At 61.8% G+C, this 15,975-nt stretch carries 11 protein-coding genes, 1 tRNA gene and 1 pseudogene; all 13 read left to right on the top strand.

What is annotated here, in order from left to right; all coding sequences use genetic code 11:
* Nucleotides 1-96, top strand: a pseudogene (locus HWX03_RS30810) (elongation factor Tu); the annotation flags it as partial.
* 59 nt (nucleotides 97-155) lie between these two features.
* Nucleotides 156-231 (top strand) — tRNA-Trp (locus HWX03_RS30805).
* A gap of 43 nt (nucleotides 232-274) precedes the next feature.
* A complete protein-coding gene (gene secE, locus HWX03_RS30800; protein WP_006482892.1) occupies nucleotides 275-655 on the top strand; it encodes a preprotein translocase subunit SecE in 381 nt (126 codons plus the stop codon).
* Between the two features lies 1 nt (nucleotide 656).
* The gene (gene nusG, locus HWX03_RS30795) at nucleotides 657-1,214 is read left to right on the top strand and encodes a transcription termination/antitermination protein NusG (RefSeq protein ID WP_006400672.1); all 558 of its coding nucleotides are present in this window, start codon (nucleotides 657-659) and stop codon (nucleotides 1,212-1,214) included.
* A 141-nt stretch (nucleotides 1,215-1,355) separates the two neighbouring features.
* Complete coding sequence (gene rplK / locus HWX03_RS30790; RefSeq protein WP_006477201.1) at nucleotides 1,356-1,787, top strand: 50S ribosomal protein L11; 432 nt, start codon at nucleotides 1,356-1,358, stop codon at nucleotides 1,785-1,787.
* The gene (gene rplA, locus HWX03_RS30785) at nucleotides 1,788-2,486 is read left to right on the top strand and encodes a 50S ribosomal protein L1 (RefSeq protein WP_174434631.1); all 699 of its coding nucleotides are present in this window, start codon (nucleotides 1,788-1,790) and stop codon (nucleotides 2,484-2,486) included.
* Nucleotides 2,487-2,794: 308 nt separating this feature from the next.
* Complete coding sequence (rplJ, locus tag HWX03_RS30780) at nucleotides 2,795-3,292, top strand: 50S ribosomal protein L10 (protein WP_021161756.1); 498 nt, start codon at nucleotides 2,795-2,797, stop codon at nucleotides 3,290-3,292.
* 63 nt (nucleotides 3,293-3,355) lie between these two features.
* A complete protein-coding gene (gene rplL, locus HWX03_RS30775) occupies nucleotides 3,356-3,730 on the top strand; it encodes a 50S ribosomal protein L7/L12 (RefSeq protein ID WP_047899578.1) in 375 nt (124 codons plus the stop codon).
* A 381-nt stretch (nucleotides 3,731-4,111) separates the two neighbouring features.
* A complete protein-coding gene (gene rpoB, locus HWX03_RS30770; RefSeq protein WP_175824369.1) occupies nucleotides 4,112-8,218 on the top strand; it encodes a DNA-directed RNA polymerase subunit beta in 4,107 nt (1,368 codons plus the stop codon).
* Between the two features lie 21 nt (nucleotides 8,219-8,239).
* Entirely contained in the window at nucleotides 8,240-12,484 is a 4,245-nt protein-coding gene (gene rpoC, locus HWX03_RS30765) for a DNA-directed RNA polymerase subunit beta' (RefSeq protein ID WP_175873830.1), read from the top strand.
* Nucleotides 12,485-12,760: 276 nt separating this feature from the next.
* Nucleotides 12,761-14,608: a DNA helicase RecQ gene (recQ, locus tag HWX03_RS30760; RefSeq protein WP_175824371.1), complete on the top strand. Its 1,848-nt coding sequence runs from the start codon at nucleotides 12,761-12,763 to the stop codon at nucleotides 14,606-14,608.
* Nucleotides 14,609-14,835: 227 nt separating this feature from the next.
* Nucleotides 14,836-15,216 carry a 30S ribosomal protein S12 gene (rpsL, locus tag HWX03_RS30755; protein WP_006400662.1) on the top strand — a complete coding sequence of 127 codons (381 nt, stop codon included), beginning with the start codon at nucleotides 14,836-14,838 and terminating at the stop codon, nucleotides 15,214-15,216.
* Nucleotides 15,217-15,388: 172 nt separating this feature from the next.
* Nucleotides 15,389-15,859, top strand: coding sequence for a 30S ribosomal protein S7 (rpsG, locus tag HWX03_RS30750; RefSeq protein WP_006477195.1), 471 nt, complete (start codon nucleotides 15,389-15,391; stop codon nucleotides 15,857-15,859).
* The last annotated feature ends 116 nt before the right edge of the window (nucleotides 15,860-15,975 follow it).

The raw sequence follows: 15,975 nt of genomic DNA, 5'->3' as shown, positions 1-15,975 counted from the left end.
ATCGCTCCGATCGCGATGGAAGAAGGTCTGCGCTTCGCGATCCGCGAAGGTGGCCGTACCGTCGGCGCCGGCGTCGTCGCCAAGATCATCGAGTAAGCCAGTTATTCGTTGATCGACAGTTTTGGGGCTGGCAGCAGCCGGCCCCAACATGGTTTAGGGGTATAGCTCAACTGGCAGAGCGTCGGTCTCCAAAACCGAAGGTTGGGGGTTCGATTCCCTCTGCCCCTGCCAAAAAATAGCCACGTGTCCTACGTGGCATTTGTTTTAAGGTGTTATGGCGAATCCATCCGTCGAAACTGTAAATACCTCCGGCGATAAGCTGATGCTGGCCCTGGGCGTATTGTTGGTCTTGGCCGGATTCGTGGGCTTCTTCTGGCTGGCCAATCAGCAGTGGTATGTCCGCGGTGCCGCGTTGGCGGTAGGTATCATCGCTGGCGTGGCCGTCGGGCTGATGTCCGCCCCTGGCAAGAGTCTCATCGCGTTTGCCAAGGATTCGTACAAGGAAGTCCGGAAGGTCGTATGGCCCACCCGCAAGGAGGCAACGCAAACCACACTCGTCGTGTTCGGTTTCGTGCTCGTGATGGCGATTTTCCTCTGGTTGAGTGACAAATCGATCGAATGGGTGATTTTCTCGGCGATTCTGGGTTGGAAATGATATGAGCGATACTCCGGCATCCCCGAGCGGAAAACGTTGGTACGTCGTGCACGCCTACTCCGGTATGGAGAAGAGCGTGCAACGTGCGCTTCAGGAGCGCATCGAACGTGCTGGCATGCAGGACAAATTCGGTCAGATCCTGGTCCCGACCGAAGAAGTGGTCGAAGTCAAAGGCGGCCACAAGGCTGTGACCGAGCGTCGTTTCTTCCCCGGCTACGTGCTGGTGGAAATGGAAATGACGGACGAAACGTGGCACCTCGTGAAGAACACCGCGAAGGTCACCGGTTTCGTCGGCGGTGCACGTAACCGCCCGACCCCGATTTCCCCGAAGGAAGTCGAGAAGATCATGTCGCAGATGCAGGAAGGCGTCGAAAAGCCGCGCCCGAAGACCCTGTTCGAAGTCGGCGAGATGGTGCGTGTCAAGGAAGGCCCGTTCACGGACTTCAATGGCACCGTCGAAGAAGTCAACTACGAGAAATCGCGCGTGCGTGTGTCGGTCACCATTTTTGGCCGCTCCACCCCGGTCGAACTCGAGTTCGGTCAGGTCGAAAAAGTTTGATCCCGATTCGGTGGGCAGCCTCGGCTGCCCACCTTCGCGCTTACGGCCCGCGTCATGGCCGTTGAGGAGCGTCAGTAGCCTGCGGCGAAAGCGCGTTATCACTCACCGAACGCCTTCTCCGGCGTTCCAATGAGGTTTCAAATGGCAAAGAAGATTATCGGCTTTATCAAGCTGCAGATCCCTGCAGGTAAAGCCAACCCGTCGCCGCCGGTCGGTCCGGCACTGGGCCAGCGCGGCCTGAACATCATGGAGTTCTGCAAGGCGTTCAACGCGCAGACTCAAGGCATGGAGCCGGGTCTGCCGGTGCCGGTGGTCATCACGGCATTCGCTGACAAGAGCTTCACGTTCGTGATGAAGACGCCGCCGGCGACCGTCCTGATCAAGAAGGCGGCGAAGGTGGACAAGGGCTCGAGCAAGCCGCACACCGACAAGGTCGGTTCGATCACGCGCGCTCAAGCCGAAGAAATCGCGAAGACCAAGATGCCGGACCTTACGGCAGCTGATCTGGACGCAGCCGTTCGCACCATCGCTGGTAGCGCACGCTCGATGGGTATCACTGTGGAGGGCGTGTAAATGGCTAAGATCTCCAAGCGCCGTCAGGCATTTGCCGCCAAGGTCGACCGTCAGAAGCTGTACGCGATCGAAGACGCACTGAGCCTCGTGAAGGAATGCGCGAGCGCGAAGTTCGACGAGTCGATCGACGTCGCAGTCCAGCTCGGCATCGATGCGAAGAAGTCGGACCAGGTCGTTCGTGGTTCGGTCGTTCTGCCGGCAGGTACGGGCAAGTCGGTTCGCGTTGCCGTGTTCGCGCAAGGCGAGAAGGCCGAGCAGGCTCGTGCAGCAGGCGCGGAAATCGTCGGTATGGAAGACCTGGCTGAGCAGATCAAGGCTGGCCAGATGGACTTCGACATCGTGATCGCTTCGCCGGACACGATGCGTATCGTCGGTACGCTCGGCCAGATCCTCGGCCCGCGCGGCCTGATGCCGAACCCGAAGGTCGGTACGGTCACGCCGGACGTCGCAACCGCCGTCAAGAACGCGAAGGCTGGTCAGGTGCAATTCCGTGTCGACAAGGCCGGTATCATTCACGCGACCATCGGCCGTGCATCGTTCGAGCCGAGCGCGCTGCGTTCGAACCTGTCGGCGCTGGTCGAAGCGCTGCAGAAGGCAAAGCCGGCAACGAGCAAGGGCGTGTACCTGCGCAAGATCGCACTGTCGAGCACGATGGGCGTCGGCGTGCGTGTCGACCAGGCTACGCTGGCAGCACAGTAAGCAAGTATTCGGGTCGCTTCGTTCGCGAAGCGGCCTACATGGGCTTTGGGCGGTTGTTCGTGCAGCAAGGCGAACAACCGGTTATCAAAGACCGTTGGTGGGGCGCAGCAGTCAGGCGATCCCTTAATTCAAGCCAACGCAGATGGCGAACCCGAAAAAGTTTTGCAGTGGTGAAGCCGCAGGCCGCGAAGCGATTCGCGGCGTGAGGTGGAAATACTCCTAACGAGGTCGGACGCCGTTGTTGAACGAGGTACGTGAGGTTTCGGCCATGCCGGCCACGCCCAACGTATCGTTTCTGGAGGCTAACCGTGCCGCTTAATAGAGAAGACAAGCAAGCCGTCGTCGCTGAGGTTTCCGCGCAAGTCGCGAAGGCCCAGACCGTTGTGCTGGCTGAGTATCGTGGAATTGCGGTTGGCGATCTGACCAAGCTGCGCGCGAAAGCGCGTGAGCAACAGGTTTACCTGCGCGTGTTGAAGAACACGCTGGCGCGTCGCGCTGTCGAAGGTACGCCGTTTGCTCCGCTGGCAGAGCAGATGACTGGCCCGTTGATCTACGGCATCTCGGAAGATGCAATTGCTGCTGCTAAGGTCGTCAACGACTTCAGCAAGAGCAATGACAAGTTGGTCATCAAGGCTGGTTCGTTCGATGGCAAGGTGATGGACAAGGCTGGCGTGCAAGCGCTGGCAAGCATCCCGAGCCGCGAAGAACTGCTCTCGAAGCTGCTGTTCGTTATGCAATCGCCTGTTTCGGGCTTCGCGCGTGCTCTCGCCGCGCTGGCCGAGAAGAAGCAAGCAGAAGCTGCGTAATCGAACGTGCATCAGCGTCATTGATCGCTGGCTGTATCCGAATTCAATTTAGGAGTATTTCAAATGGCAATCGCAAAAGAAGACATCCTGGCAGCAGTCGAAGGGATGACCGTTCTGGAACTGAACGAACTGGTCAAGGCGTTCGAAGAGAAGTTTGGCGTGTCGGCAGCTGCAGTGGCAGTCGCTGGCCCGGCAGGCGGCGGTGCTGCTGCTGCTGCTGAAGAGCAGACCGAATTCACGGTCGTTCTGGCAGAAGCAGGCGCCAACAAGGTTTCGGTCATCAAGGCCGTTCGCGAACTGACGGGCCTGGGCCTGAAGGAAGCGAAGGACCTGGTTGACGGCGCACCGAAGGCTGTCAAGGAAGGCGTCGCCAAGGCTGCTGCTGAAGAAGCCAAGAAGAAGCTGGAAGACGCAGGCGCGAAGGCCGAAATCAAGTAAGTTCCGGCGCGCTGTGCGAAGGCTGGCGGTATTTTCACCGCCGGCCTTTTTGTGCTTTGTGGGGACGTTATTCTGGCACTCATTCGGGAGCCCGAATAATCGGCCCCAGAAGCCAAAGAAAACCGCCTGATCGTTGTGATGAATCACTCACGATTGGCGGTTCTCTTTGTCTTCTGAAGCGACTGCAGAAGGCAAGTTTGGTCGGGTAGCGGGCAACACAGGCATCCGCTGCCGTCAGCCAGCGGTTGGTAGCGGCCAACCACCAAGCTTCTCGGCTCGTTCAAGCCGTCGAACGGCCATCGGGTCTCAGTCGGTGAACACTCGGGTTTGAAACGTCCAGGTATTCCGCCTCGATAGCACCCGCCGTGATTCGGAGATCGTATGCAATATTCCTTCACCGAGAAGAAGCGCATTCGCAAGAGTTTCGCGAAGCGCCCCATCGTTCACCAAGTTCCGTTCTTGCTGGCTACCCAGCTTGAATCATTCAGCACGTTTCTGCAAGCCGATGTGCCGGCGACACAACGCAAGCCCGAAGGTTTGCAGGCCGCGTTCACATCGGTATTTCCCATTGTTTCGCACAACGGTTTCGCGCGCCTCGAGTTCGTGAGCTATGCGCTGTCCTCGCCGGCATTCAACATCAAGGAATGCCAGCAGCGTGGCCTGACGTACTGCTCCGCGCTGCGCGCGAAGGTCCGCCTCGTCATCCTCGACAAGGAATCGCCGAACAAGCCGGTCGTCAAGGAAGTGAAGGAGCAGGAAGTGTACATGGGCGAAATTCCGCTCATGACGCCGACGGGCTCGTTCGTCATCAACGGCACCGAGCGTGTCATCGTCTCGCAGCTGCACCGTTCGCCGGGCGTGTTCTTCGAACACGACAAGGGCAAGACGCACAGCTCGGGCAAGCTGCTGTTCTCGGCACGGATCATTCCGTACCGCGGCTCGTGGCTCGACTTCGAATTCGATCCGAAGGACATCCTGTATTTCCGCGTCGACCGTCGCCGCAAGATGCCGGTCACGATCCTGCTGAAGGCCATCGGCCTGACGCCGGAACAGATCCTCGCGAACTTCTTCGTGTTCGACAACTTCACGCTGATGGACGAAGGCGCGCAACTCGAGTTCGTGCCCGAGCGCCTGCGTGGTGAAGTCGCGCGTTTCGACATCACGGATCGCGACGGCAAGGTCATCGTCCAGAAGGACAAGCGGATCAACGCGAAGCACATTCGCGACCTCGAAGCCGCGAAGACCAAGTTCATCTCGGTGCCGGAAGACTATCTGCTCGGCCGCGTGCTGGCGAAGAACGTCGTCGACGGCGACACCGGCGAGGTGATCGCGAGCGCGAACGACGAAGTCACGGAAAGCGTGCTCGAGAAGCTGCGCGAAGCGGGCATCAAGGACATCCAGACGCTCTACACGAACGATCTGGATCAGGGCCCGTACATCTCGTCGACGCTGCGTGTCGACGAAACGACGGACCGGACGGCCGCGCGCATCGCGATCTACCGCATGATGCGTCCGGGCGAGCCGCCGACCGAAGAAGCGGTCGAGGCCCTGTTCAACCGCCTGTTCTACAGCGAAGAAGCGTACGACCTGTCGAAGGTCGGCCGCATGAAGTTCAACCGTCGCGTCGGCCGTGACGAGATCGTCGGCCCGATGACGCTGCAGGACGACGACATCCTCGCGACGATCAAGATCCTCGTCGAGCTGCGCAACGGCAAGGGCGAAGTGGACGATATCGACCACCTCGGCAACCGTCGCGTGCGTTGCGTCGGTGAACTGGCGGAAAACCAGTTCCGCGCGGGTCTCGTGCGTGTCGAGCGCGCGGTCAAGGAACGCCTCGGCCAGGCCGAAAGCGAAAACCTGATGCCGCACGACCTGATCAACTCGAAGCCGATTTCGTCGGCGATCCGCGAGTTCTTCGGTTCGTCGCAGCTGTCGCAGTTCATGGACCAGACCAACCCGCTGTCGGAAATCACGCACAAGCGCCGTGTTTCCGCACTGGGCCCGGGCGGTCTGACGCGCGAACGCGCAGGCTTCGAAGTTCGTGACGTGCACCCGACCCACTATGGCCGCGTGTGCCCGATCGAAACGCCGGAAGGTCCGAACATCGGCCTGATCAACTCGCTCGCACTGTACGCGCACCTGAACGAATACGGCTTCCTCGAGACGCCGTACCGCAAGGTCGTGGACAGCAAGGTGACCGACCAGATCGACTACCTGTCGGCGATCGAGGAAGGCCGCTACATGATCGCTCAGGCGAACGCCGCGATCGACGAGAACGGCACGCTGATCGACGAACTCGTGTCGTCGCGCGAAGCCGGCGAAACGATGATGGTCACGCCGGACCGTATCCAGTACATGGACGTCGCGCCGTCGCAGATCGTGTCGGTTGCCGCATCGCTGATCCCGTTCCTCGAGCACGATGACGCGAACCGTGCACTGATGGGTTCGAACATGCAGCGTCAGGCCGTGCCGTGTCTGCGTCCGGAAAAGCCGGTCGTCGGTACGGGCATCGAGCGCACCTGCGCGGTCGACTCGGGTACGACGGTCCAGGCGTTCCGCGGCGGTGTGGTCGACTACGTCGACGCAGGCCGTATCGTGATTCGCGTGAACGACGACGAAGCGGTTGCAGGTGAAGTCGGTGTCGACATCTACAACCTGATCAAGTACACGCGTTCGAACCAGAACACGAACATCAACCAGCGTCCGATCGTGAAGATGGGCGACAAGGTCTCGCGCGGCGACGTGCTGGCCGACGGCGCCTCGACGGACCTGGGCGAGCTCGCGCTCGGCCAGAACATGCTGATCGCGTTCATGCCGTGGAACGGCTACAACTTCGAGGATTCGATCCTGATCTCGGAGAAGGTGGTCGCGGACGATCGCTACACGTCGATCCACATCGAAGAGCTGAACGTCGTTGCACGCGACACGAAGCTCGGGCCGGAAGAAATCACGCGCGACATCTCGAACCTGGCGGAAGTCCAGCTCGGCCGTCTCGACGAATCGGGCATCGTGTACATCGGTGCGGAAGTCGAAGCGGGCGACGTGCTGGTCGGCAAGGTCACGCCGAAGGGCGAGACCCAGCTGACGCCGGAAGAGAAGCTGCTGCGCGCGATCTTCGGCGAGAAGGCTTCGGACGTGAAGGACACGTCGCTGCGCGTGCCGTCGGGCATGAGCGGCACCGTGATCGACGTCCAGGTGTTCACGCGTGAAGGCATCCAGCGCGACAAGCGTGCGCAACAGATCATCGACGACGAACTGAAGCGTTACCGTCTCGACTTGAACGACCAGCTGCGCATCGTGGAAGGCGACGCGTTCCAGCGTCTCGCACGCATGCTGGTGGGCAAGGTCGCGAACGGCGGTCCGAAGAAGCTCGCGAAGGGCACGAAGATCGACCAGGCTTACCTGGAAGACCTCGATCACTACCACTGGTTCGACATCCGCCTCGCGGACGACGAAGCAGCGGCATCGCTCGAAGCGATCAAGAACTCGATCGAAGAGAAGCGTCACCAGTTCGACCTCGCATTCGAAGAGAAGCGCAAGAAGCTCACGCAAGGCGACGAACTGCCGCCGGGCGTGCTGAAGATGGTCAAGGTGTACCTCGCGGTGAAGCGCCGTCTGCAGCCTGGCGACAAGATGGCAGGCCGTCACGGTAACAAGGGTGTCGTGTCGAAGATCGTTCCGATCGAAGACATGCCGTACATGGCCGATGGCCGTCCGGCAGACGTCGTGCTGAACCCGCTCGGCGTGCCGTCGCGGATGAACGTGGGTCAGGTTCTGGAAGTGCACCTCGGCTGGGCCGCGAAGGGCCTCGGCTGGCGTATCGGCGAAATGCTGCAGCGTCAGGCGAAGATCGAGGAAATGCGCACGTTCCTGACGAAGATCTACAACGAGTCGGGCCGCCAGGAAGATCTGGAAAGCTTCACCGACGAAGAGATCCTCGAACTCGCGAAGAACCTGCGCGAAGGCGTGCCGTTCGCGACGCCGGTGTTCGACGGTGCGACCGAGGAAGAAATGGGCAAGATGCTCGACCTCGCGTTCCCGGACGACATCGCCGAACAGCTCGGCATGAACCCGTCGAAGAACCAGGTCCGCCTGTACGACGGCCGCACGGGTGAAATGTTCGAACGTCGCGTGACGCTCGGCTACATGCACTACCTGAAGCTGCACCACTTGGTCGACGACAAGATGCACGCGCGTTCGACCGGCCCGTACTCGCTCGTCACGCAGCAGCCGCTGGGTGGTAAGGCGCAGTTCGGTGGCCAGCGTTTCGGTGAAATGGAAGTGTGGGCACTCGAAGCGTACGGCGCGTCCTACGTGCTGCAGGAAATGCTGACGGTGAAGTCGGACGACGTGAACGGCCGGACGAAGGTCTATGAGAACCTCGTCAAGGGTGATCACGTCATCGATGCAGGCATGCCGGAATCCTTCAACGTTCTCGTGAAGGAAATCCGCTCGCTCGGTATCGATATCGATCTCGACCGCAATTAATCGGACTACGGAGAGAAAGCAATGAAAGCTCTGCTCGATCTATTCAAGCAAGTCCAACAGGAAGAAGTTTTCGACGCGATCAAGATCGGTCTGGCCTCGCCCGACAAGATCCGTTCGTGGTCGTTCGGCGAAGTGAAGAAGCCGGAGACCATCAACTACCGTACGTTCAAGCCGGAACGCGATGGTCTCTTCTGCGCGAAGATCTTCGGGCCGATCAAGGACTACGAGTGCCTGTGCGGCAAGTACAAGCGCCTGAAGCACCGCGGCGTGATCTGCGAGAAGTGCGGCGTCGAAGTGACGCTGGCGAAGGTGCGTCGCGAACGCATGGGCCACATCGAGCTGGCCTCGCCGGTCGCGCACATCTGGTTCCTGAAGTCGCTGCCGTCGCGTCTGGGCATGGTGCTCGACATGACGCTGCGCGACATCGAACGCGTGCTGTACTTCGAAGCATACGTGGTGATCGAACCGGGCATGACGCCGCTGAAGGCGCGGCAGATCATGACCGAAGAGGATTACTACAACAAGGTCGAGGAATACGGCGACGAATTCCGTGCCGAAATGGGCGCGGAAGGCGTGCGTGAACTGCTGCGCGCGATCAACATCGACGAGCAGGTCGAGACGCTGCGCACCGAGCTGAAGAACACCGGCTCGGAAGCGAAGATCAAGAAGTACGCGAAGCGCCTGAAGGTCCTCGAGGCATTCCAGCGCTCGGGCATCAAGCCCGAGTGGATGATCCTCGAAGTGCTGCCGGTGCTGCCGCCGGAACTGCGTCCGCTCGTGCCGCTGGACGGCGGCCGTTTCGCGACGTCGGACCTGAACGACCTGTATCGCCGCGTGATCAACCGTAACAACCGGTTGAAGCGTCTGCTCGAGCTGAAGGCGCCTGAAATCATCGTCCGCAACGAAAAGCGGATGCTGCAGGAAGCCGTCGACTCGCTGCTCGACAACGGTCGTCGCGGCAAGGCGATGACGGGCGCGAACAAGCGTCCGCTGAAGTCGCTCGCCGACATGATCAAGGGCAAGGGCGGTCGTTTCCGTCAGAACCTGCTGGGCAAGCGCGTCGACTACTCGGGCCGTTCGGTCATCGTGGTCGGCCCGACGCTGAAGCTGCACCAGTGCGGCCTGCCGAAGCTGATGGCGCTCGAGCTGTTCAAGCCGTTCATCTTCAACAAGCTGGAAGTGATGGGCGTCGCGACGACCATCAAGGCTGCGAAGAAGGAAGTCGAGAACCAGACGCCGGTGGTGTGGGACATCCTCGAAGAGGTGATCCGCGAGCACCCGGTGATGCTGAACCGTGCGCCGACGCTGCACCGTCTCGGTATCCAGGCGTTCGAGCCGGTGCTGATCGAAGGCAAGGCGATTCAGCTGCACCCGCTCGTCTGCGCGGCGTTCAACGCCGACTTCGACGGTGACCAGATGGCCGTTCACGTGCCGCTGTCGCTCGAAGCGCAGATGGAAGCGCGCACGCTGATGCTGGCGTCGAACAACGTGCTGTTCCCGGCCAACGGCGATCCGTCGATCGTGCCGTCGCAGGATATCGTGCTGGGTCTGTACTACGCGACCCGCGAAGCGGTCAACGCCAAGGGCGAAGGCCTGTCGTTCACGGGCGTGTCGGAAGTGATCCGCGCGTACGAGAACAAGGAAGTCGAGCTGGCCTCGCGCGTCAACGTGCGGATCACCGAAATGGTCCACAACGAGGACACGTCGGAAGGCGCGCCGCCGTTCGTGCCGAAGATCTCGCTGTACGCGACGACCGTCGGTCGCGCGATCCTGTCGGAGATCCTGCCGCACGGCCTGCCGTTCTCGGTGCTGAACAAGCCGCTGAAGAAGAAGGAAATCTCGCGCCTGATCAACACCGCATTCCGCAAGTGCGGTCTGCGTGCGACGGTCGTGTTTGCCGACCAGCTGATGCAGTCGGGCTTCCGTCTCGCGACGCGTGCCGGCATCTCGATCTGCGTGGACGACATGCTCGTGCCGCCGCAGAAGGAAACGATCGTCGGCGACGCCGCGAAGAAGGTGAAGGAGTACGACCGCCAGTACATGTCGGGTCTCGTCACCGCGCAGGAACGCTACAACAACGTGGTCGACATCTGGTCGGCAACGTCGGAAGCGGTCGGCAAGGCGATGATGGAGCAGCTGTCGACGGAGCCGGTGACGGACCGCGACGGCAACGAGACGCGCCAGGAGTCGTTCAACTCGATCTACATGATGGCCGACTCGGGCGCCCGGGGTTCGGCGGTTCAGATTCGTCAGCTGGCCGGTATGCGAGGCCTGATGGCGAAGCCGGACGGCTCGATTATCGAGACGCCGATTACCGCGAACTTCCGCGAAGGTCTGAACGTGTTGCAGTACTTCATCTCGACCCACGGTGCACGTAAGGGTCTGGCTGATACGGCACTGAAGACCGCGAACTCGGGTTACCTGACGCGTCGTCTGGTCGACGTCACGCAGGATCTGGTCGTGGTGGAAGACGATTGCGGCACGTCGAACGGCGTGGCGATGAAGGCGCTCGTCGAAGGCGGTGAAGTCGTCGAAGCGCTGCGCGACCGTATCCTCGGCCGCGTCGCGGTCGCGGACGTCGTGAACCCGGAAACGCAGGAAACGCTGTACGAATCGGGCACGCTGCTCGACGAAACGGCGGTCGAGGAAATCGAACGCCTCGGCATCGACGAAGTGCGCGTGCGCACGCCGCTGACCTGCGAAACGCGTTACGGCCTGTGCGCAGCCTGCTACGGCCGCGACCTCGGCCGCGGCTCGCTCGTGAACGTCGGCGAAGCAGTCGGCGTGATCGCGGCGCAGTCGATCGGCGAACCGGGCACGCAGCTGACGATGCGTACGTTCCACATCGGTGGTGCGGCATCGCGTGCGGCAGTGGCTTCGTCGGTCGAAGCGAAGAGCAACGGTATCGTCCGCTTCACGGCGACGATGCGCTACGTCACGAACGCGAAGGGCGAGCAGATCGTCATTTCCCGTTCGGGCGAAGCGATGATCACCGACGACTTCGGTCGCGAGCGCGAGCGTCACAAAGTGCCGTACGGCGCGACGCTGCTGCAGCTCGACGGCGCGACGATCAAGGCCGGCACGCAGCTCGCCACGTGGGATCCGCTGACGCGTCCGATCATCACCGAGTACGGTGGTACGGTGAAGTTCGAGAACGTCGAGGAAGGCGTGACCGTCGCGAAGCAGATCGACGACGTGACCGGCCTGTCGACGCTGGTCGTGATCGACGTGAAGCGTCGCGGTTCGCAGGCTTCGAAGAGCGTGCGTCCGCAGGTGAAGCTGCTCGACGCGAACGGCGAGGAAGTGAAGATTCCGGGCACGGAGCACGCGGTGCAGATCGGCTTCCAGGTCGGCGCACTGATCACCGTGAAGGATGGCCAGCAGGTGCAGGTCGGTGAAGTGCTCGCACGTATCCCGACGGAAGCGCAGAAGACGCGTGACATTACCGGCGGTCTGCCGCGGGTGGCGGAACTGTTCGAAGCGCGTTCGCCGAAGGATGCCGGCATTCTCGCGGAAGTCACCGGTACGACGTCGTTCGGTAAGGATACGAAGGGCAAGCAGCGTCTCGTCATCACGGATCTCGAGGGCAATCAGCACGAGTTCCTGATCGCGAAGGAAAAGCAGGTTCTGGTTCACGATGCCCAGGTCGTCAACAAGGGCGAAATGATCGTGGACGGTCCGGCCGATCCGCACGACATCCTGCGTCTGCAGGGTATCGAGGCGCTGTCGCGCTACATCGTCGACGAAGTGCAGGACGTGTACCGTCTGCAGGGCGTGAAGATCAACGACAAGCACATCGAGGTGATCGTTCGCCAGATGCTGCGTCGTGTGCAGATCACCGACAACGGCGATACGCGCTTCATCCCGGGCGAACAGGTCGAGCGTTCCGACATGCTGGACGAGAACGATCGCATGATCGCCGAGGGCAAGCGTCCGGCTTCGTACGACAACGTGCTGCTCGGTATCACGAAGGCTTCGCTGTCGACCGACTCGTTCATCTCCGCGGCATCGTTCCAGGAAACGACCCGCGTGCTGACCGAAGCGGCGATCATGGGCAAGCGCGACGATCTGCGCGGCCTGAAGGAAAACGTGATCGTCGGCCGTCTGATTCCGGCCGGTACGGGTCTCGCGTTCCACAAGGCACGCAAGGCGAAGGAATCGTCGGATCGCGAGCGTTTCGACCAGATCGCAGCGGAAGAGGCATTCGACTTCGGCACGCCGAGCGCGCCGGCAGAAGAGCCGCAACAGCACCCGGCAGCCGAGTAAGCGCGGGCGGCGCAAGCCGCCTTGCCTTGCTATCATCGCTGTCACCGAAACCGCCCGGTTCTGCCGGGCGGTTTTTTTTCATCCTTCGTTCACGTGCATGACGTGCCTGCGCAGCGCCGGCGCATGCCTCGCGATCGCGTCCCGTACGGGCGCGGCAGGCCCGTGATGCACGCGAACGAACCCTGACCGAATGGCCAACATCGCGCGATTCGCCACGCGTCGCGCGAGCGGGTTGTTAAAATTGCGGTCATCGCTTAGCCGTCCCTGGTCTCATTCATGTCCCGCGCCCTCGAAATACTCGACGAAGTCTTTGGTTATTCCGCCTTTCGCGGCCAGCAGGGCGAGATCGTCGAGCACGTCGCCGGCGGCGGCGATTGTCTCGTGCTGATGCCGACCGGCGGCGGCAAGTCGCTGTGCTACCAGATTCCCGCGCTGCTGCGCCGCGAGGCCGGGCAGGGCGCCGGCATCGTCGTGTCGCCGCTGATCGCGCTGATGCAGGACCAGGTCGCCGCGTTGAGCGAAGTCGGCGTGCGCGCGGCCTACCTGAATTCGACGCTGTCGGGCGCCGAGGCCGCGGCCACCGAGCGCGCGCTGCGCGAGGGCGAAATTGACCTGCTGTACGTCGCGCCGGAGCGGTTGATGACGGGGCGCTTCCTCGAGCTGCTCGAGCGCGCGAAGATCGGCCTGTTCGCGATCGACGAAGCGCACTGCGTGTCGCAATGGGGGCACGATTTCCGCCCGGAATACATCCAGCTGTCGGTGCTGCACGAGCGGTTCCCGTCGGTGCCGCGCATCGCGCTCACCGCCACGGCCGATGCGATCACGCGCGACGAGATCATCCATCGTCTCGCGCTCGACGATGCGCGCGTGTTCATATCGAGCTTCGACCGCCCGAACATCCGCTACCGGATCGTCGAAAAGGACAACGCGCGCTCGCAACTGCTCGATTTCATTCGCGCCGAGCACACGAATGCCGACGGCACGACGGACGCGGGTGTCGTCTATTGCCTGTCGCGCCGCAAGGTCGAGGAAACGGCCGAATGGCTGAAGGCGCAGGGCGTGCGCGCGCTGCCGTATCACGCGGGAATGGAGTTCGAGGTGCGGCAGAAGCACCAGGAAATGTTTCAGCGCGAGGAAGGCATCGTGATGTGCGCGACGATCGCGTTCGGTATGGGCATCGACAAGCCCGACGTGCGCTTCGTCGCGCACCTCGATTTGCCGAAGAGCGTCGAAGGCTACTACCAGGAAACCGGCCGCGCGGGCCGCGACGGGATGCCGGCGAACGCATGGATGGCGTATGGCCTCGGCGACGTCGTCCAGCAGCGCAAGATGATCGACGAGTCCGATGCGGACGACGCGCACAAGCGCGTGCAGACGTCGAAGCTCGACGCGCTGCTCGGGCTGTGCGAGACGATCTCGTGCCGCCGCGTGCGGCTGCTGAACTACTTCGGCGAGGCGAGCCAGCCGTGCGGCAACTGCGACACGTGCATCGAGCCGCCCGATTCATGGGACGCGACGCGCGAGGCGCAGATGGCGCTGTCGTGCGTGTTCCGCGCGCAGCGCGCGAGCGGCTTCAATTTCGGCTCGAGCCACCTGATCGAGATCCTGCGCGGCGGGCGCACCGAGAAGGTGTTGCAGCGCGGCCATGACCAGCTCAGCACGTTCGGGATCGGCGCGTCGTTGTCCGAGGCCGAGTGGCGCGCGATTTTCCGGCAGCTGGTCGCGTACGGTTATCTGGCGGTCGACCATGGCGGCTTCGGCGCGCTCATGCTCACCGAGGCCGCGAAGCCGGTGCTGAAGAACGAGGAGAAGGTCACGCTGCGCCGCTACGTGAAGCCGCAGCGCACCCGCCAGTCGTCGAGCCGCAGCGGCACGCGCGTCGACCCGACGGCCGGCATGGGCACGCGCGAGCGCGCACGCTGGGACGCGCTGCGCGCGTGGCGCGCGGAAACCGCGAAGTCCGACGGCGTGCCGGCCTACGTGATCTTCCACGATGCGACGCTCGCCGAGATCGCGCGCAACGCGCCGGAGACGATCGAAGACCTGCGCCATATCCCCGGCATGGGCGTGCGCAAGCTCGAGCGCTTCGGCGACGAGATCATCGACGTCGTCGAATCGGCGTGACACAGGTGTTCCGACCCTTCCGGTAAACCGCCCATGCGGCCAGTAAATCACGCAAGCCGTTGACTTAGTTGGTATTTCCGGAATATTATGCTGGGTTCCGGTATTCGGCGGGCCGAGTCGCGTTCGAAGGTTCGTGTCCGTCTCGCCGGTTCGGAAGTCAACTGCGCGCCGATTCTCGCTTTGCCCGAAATCGATGTGCAGATTTTGTTCAATTTCAGGAATAAACAATGCCAACCATCAACCAACTGGTTCGCAAAGGCCGTCAGTCGGAAACGACGAAGAGCAAGAGCCCGGCCCTGCAGGACTGCCCCCAGCGTCGCGGCGTGTGCACCCGTGTGTACACGACGACGCCTAAGAAGCCTAACTCGGCACTCCGTAAGGTTGCCAAGGTTCGTCTGACGAACGGCTTCGAAGTGATTTCGTACATCGGCGGTGAAGGCCACAACCTGCAGGAGCACTCGGTTGTGCTGATCCGCGGCGGCCGTGTGAAGGACTTGCCGGGTGTGCGTTACCACATGGTTCGCGGCTCGCTGGATACCCAGGGCGTCAAGGACCGTAAGCAAGCGCGCTCGAAGTACGGCGCGAAGCGTGCAAAGGCTGCCAAGTAAGCAGTTTTTGATCAGGGATCGCCCCAGGGCGGTCGAGGCGGGAGTGCCGGATTGCCGGTGCTGTCGAGTAAGTGGTCACCCGGCCAAGCTGGTTAGTCGTGAAGATGTGATCGGGTTTGTTGGTGGCCGCGGAGCTGAATCCAGCTCCAACTGAACAAGTAAAGGAAGAATCATGCCGCGTCGTCGCGAAGTCCCCAAGCGGGAAGTGTTGCCGGATCCGAAGTTCGGTAACGTTGATGTTGCCAAGTTCATGAACATGCTGATGCTGTCCGGCAAGAAGTCGGTCGCAGAGCGCATCGTTTATGGCGCATTCGAACAGATCCAGACCAAGGGTGGCAAGGACCCGCTGGAAGTGTTCACGGTTGCGCTCAACAACGTGAAGCCGGTGGTCGAAGTGAAGAGCCGCCGCGTTGGTGGTGCCAACTATCAAGTTCCGGTCGAAGTGCGCCCGTCGCGTCGTATGGCATTGGCGATGCGCTGGCTGCGTGAGGCTGCGAAGAAGCGTAGCGAGAAGTCGATGGCTCTGCGTCTGGCAGGTGAACTCTCCGAAGCGGCCGAAGGCCGTGGCGGCGCGATGAAGAAGCGCGACGAAGTTCACCGCATGGCAGAAGCCAACCGCGCGTTCTCGCATTTCCGTTTCTAAGCGCCTGGCTGGGCTGTTTGCGGAAATAAATTCCGGGCGGGTGCGCTTTTCAGGCGCCTCGCCCGTTTGTGTTGAAGCGTGATGCAGCAGGGCTGCGTCACGTCATCCCAGTAGAG

This window comes from Burkholderia sp. BCC0397, from assembly GCF_902832865.1.
Classification (GTDB): domain Bacteria; phylum Pseudomonadota; class Gammaproteobacteria; order Burkholderiales; family Burkholderiaceae; genus Burkholderia.
This window is presented reverse-complemented; position numbering and strand designations above follow the sequence as displayed.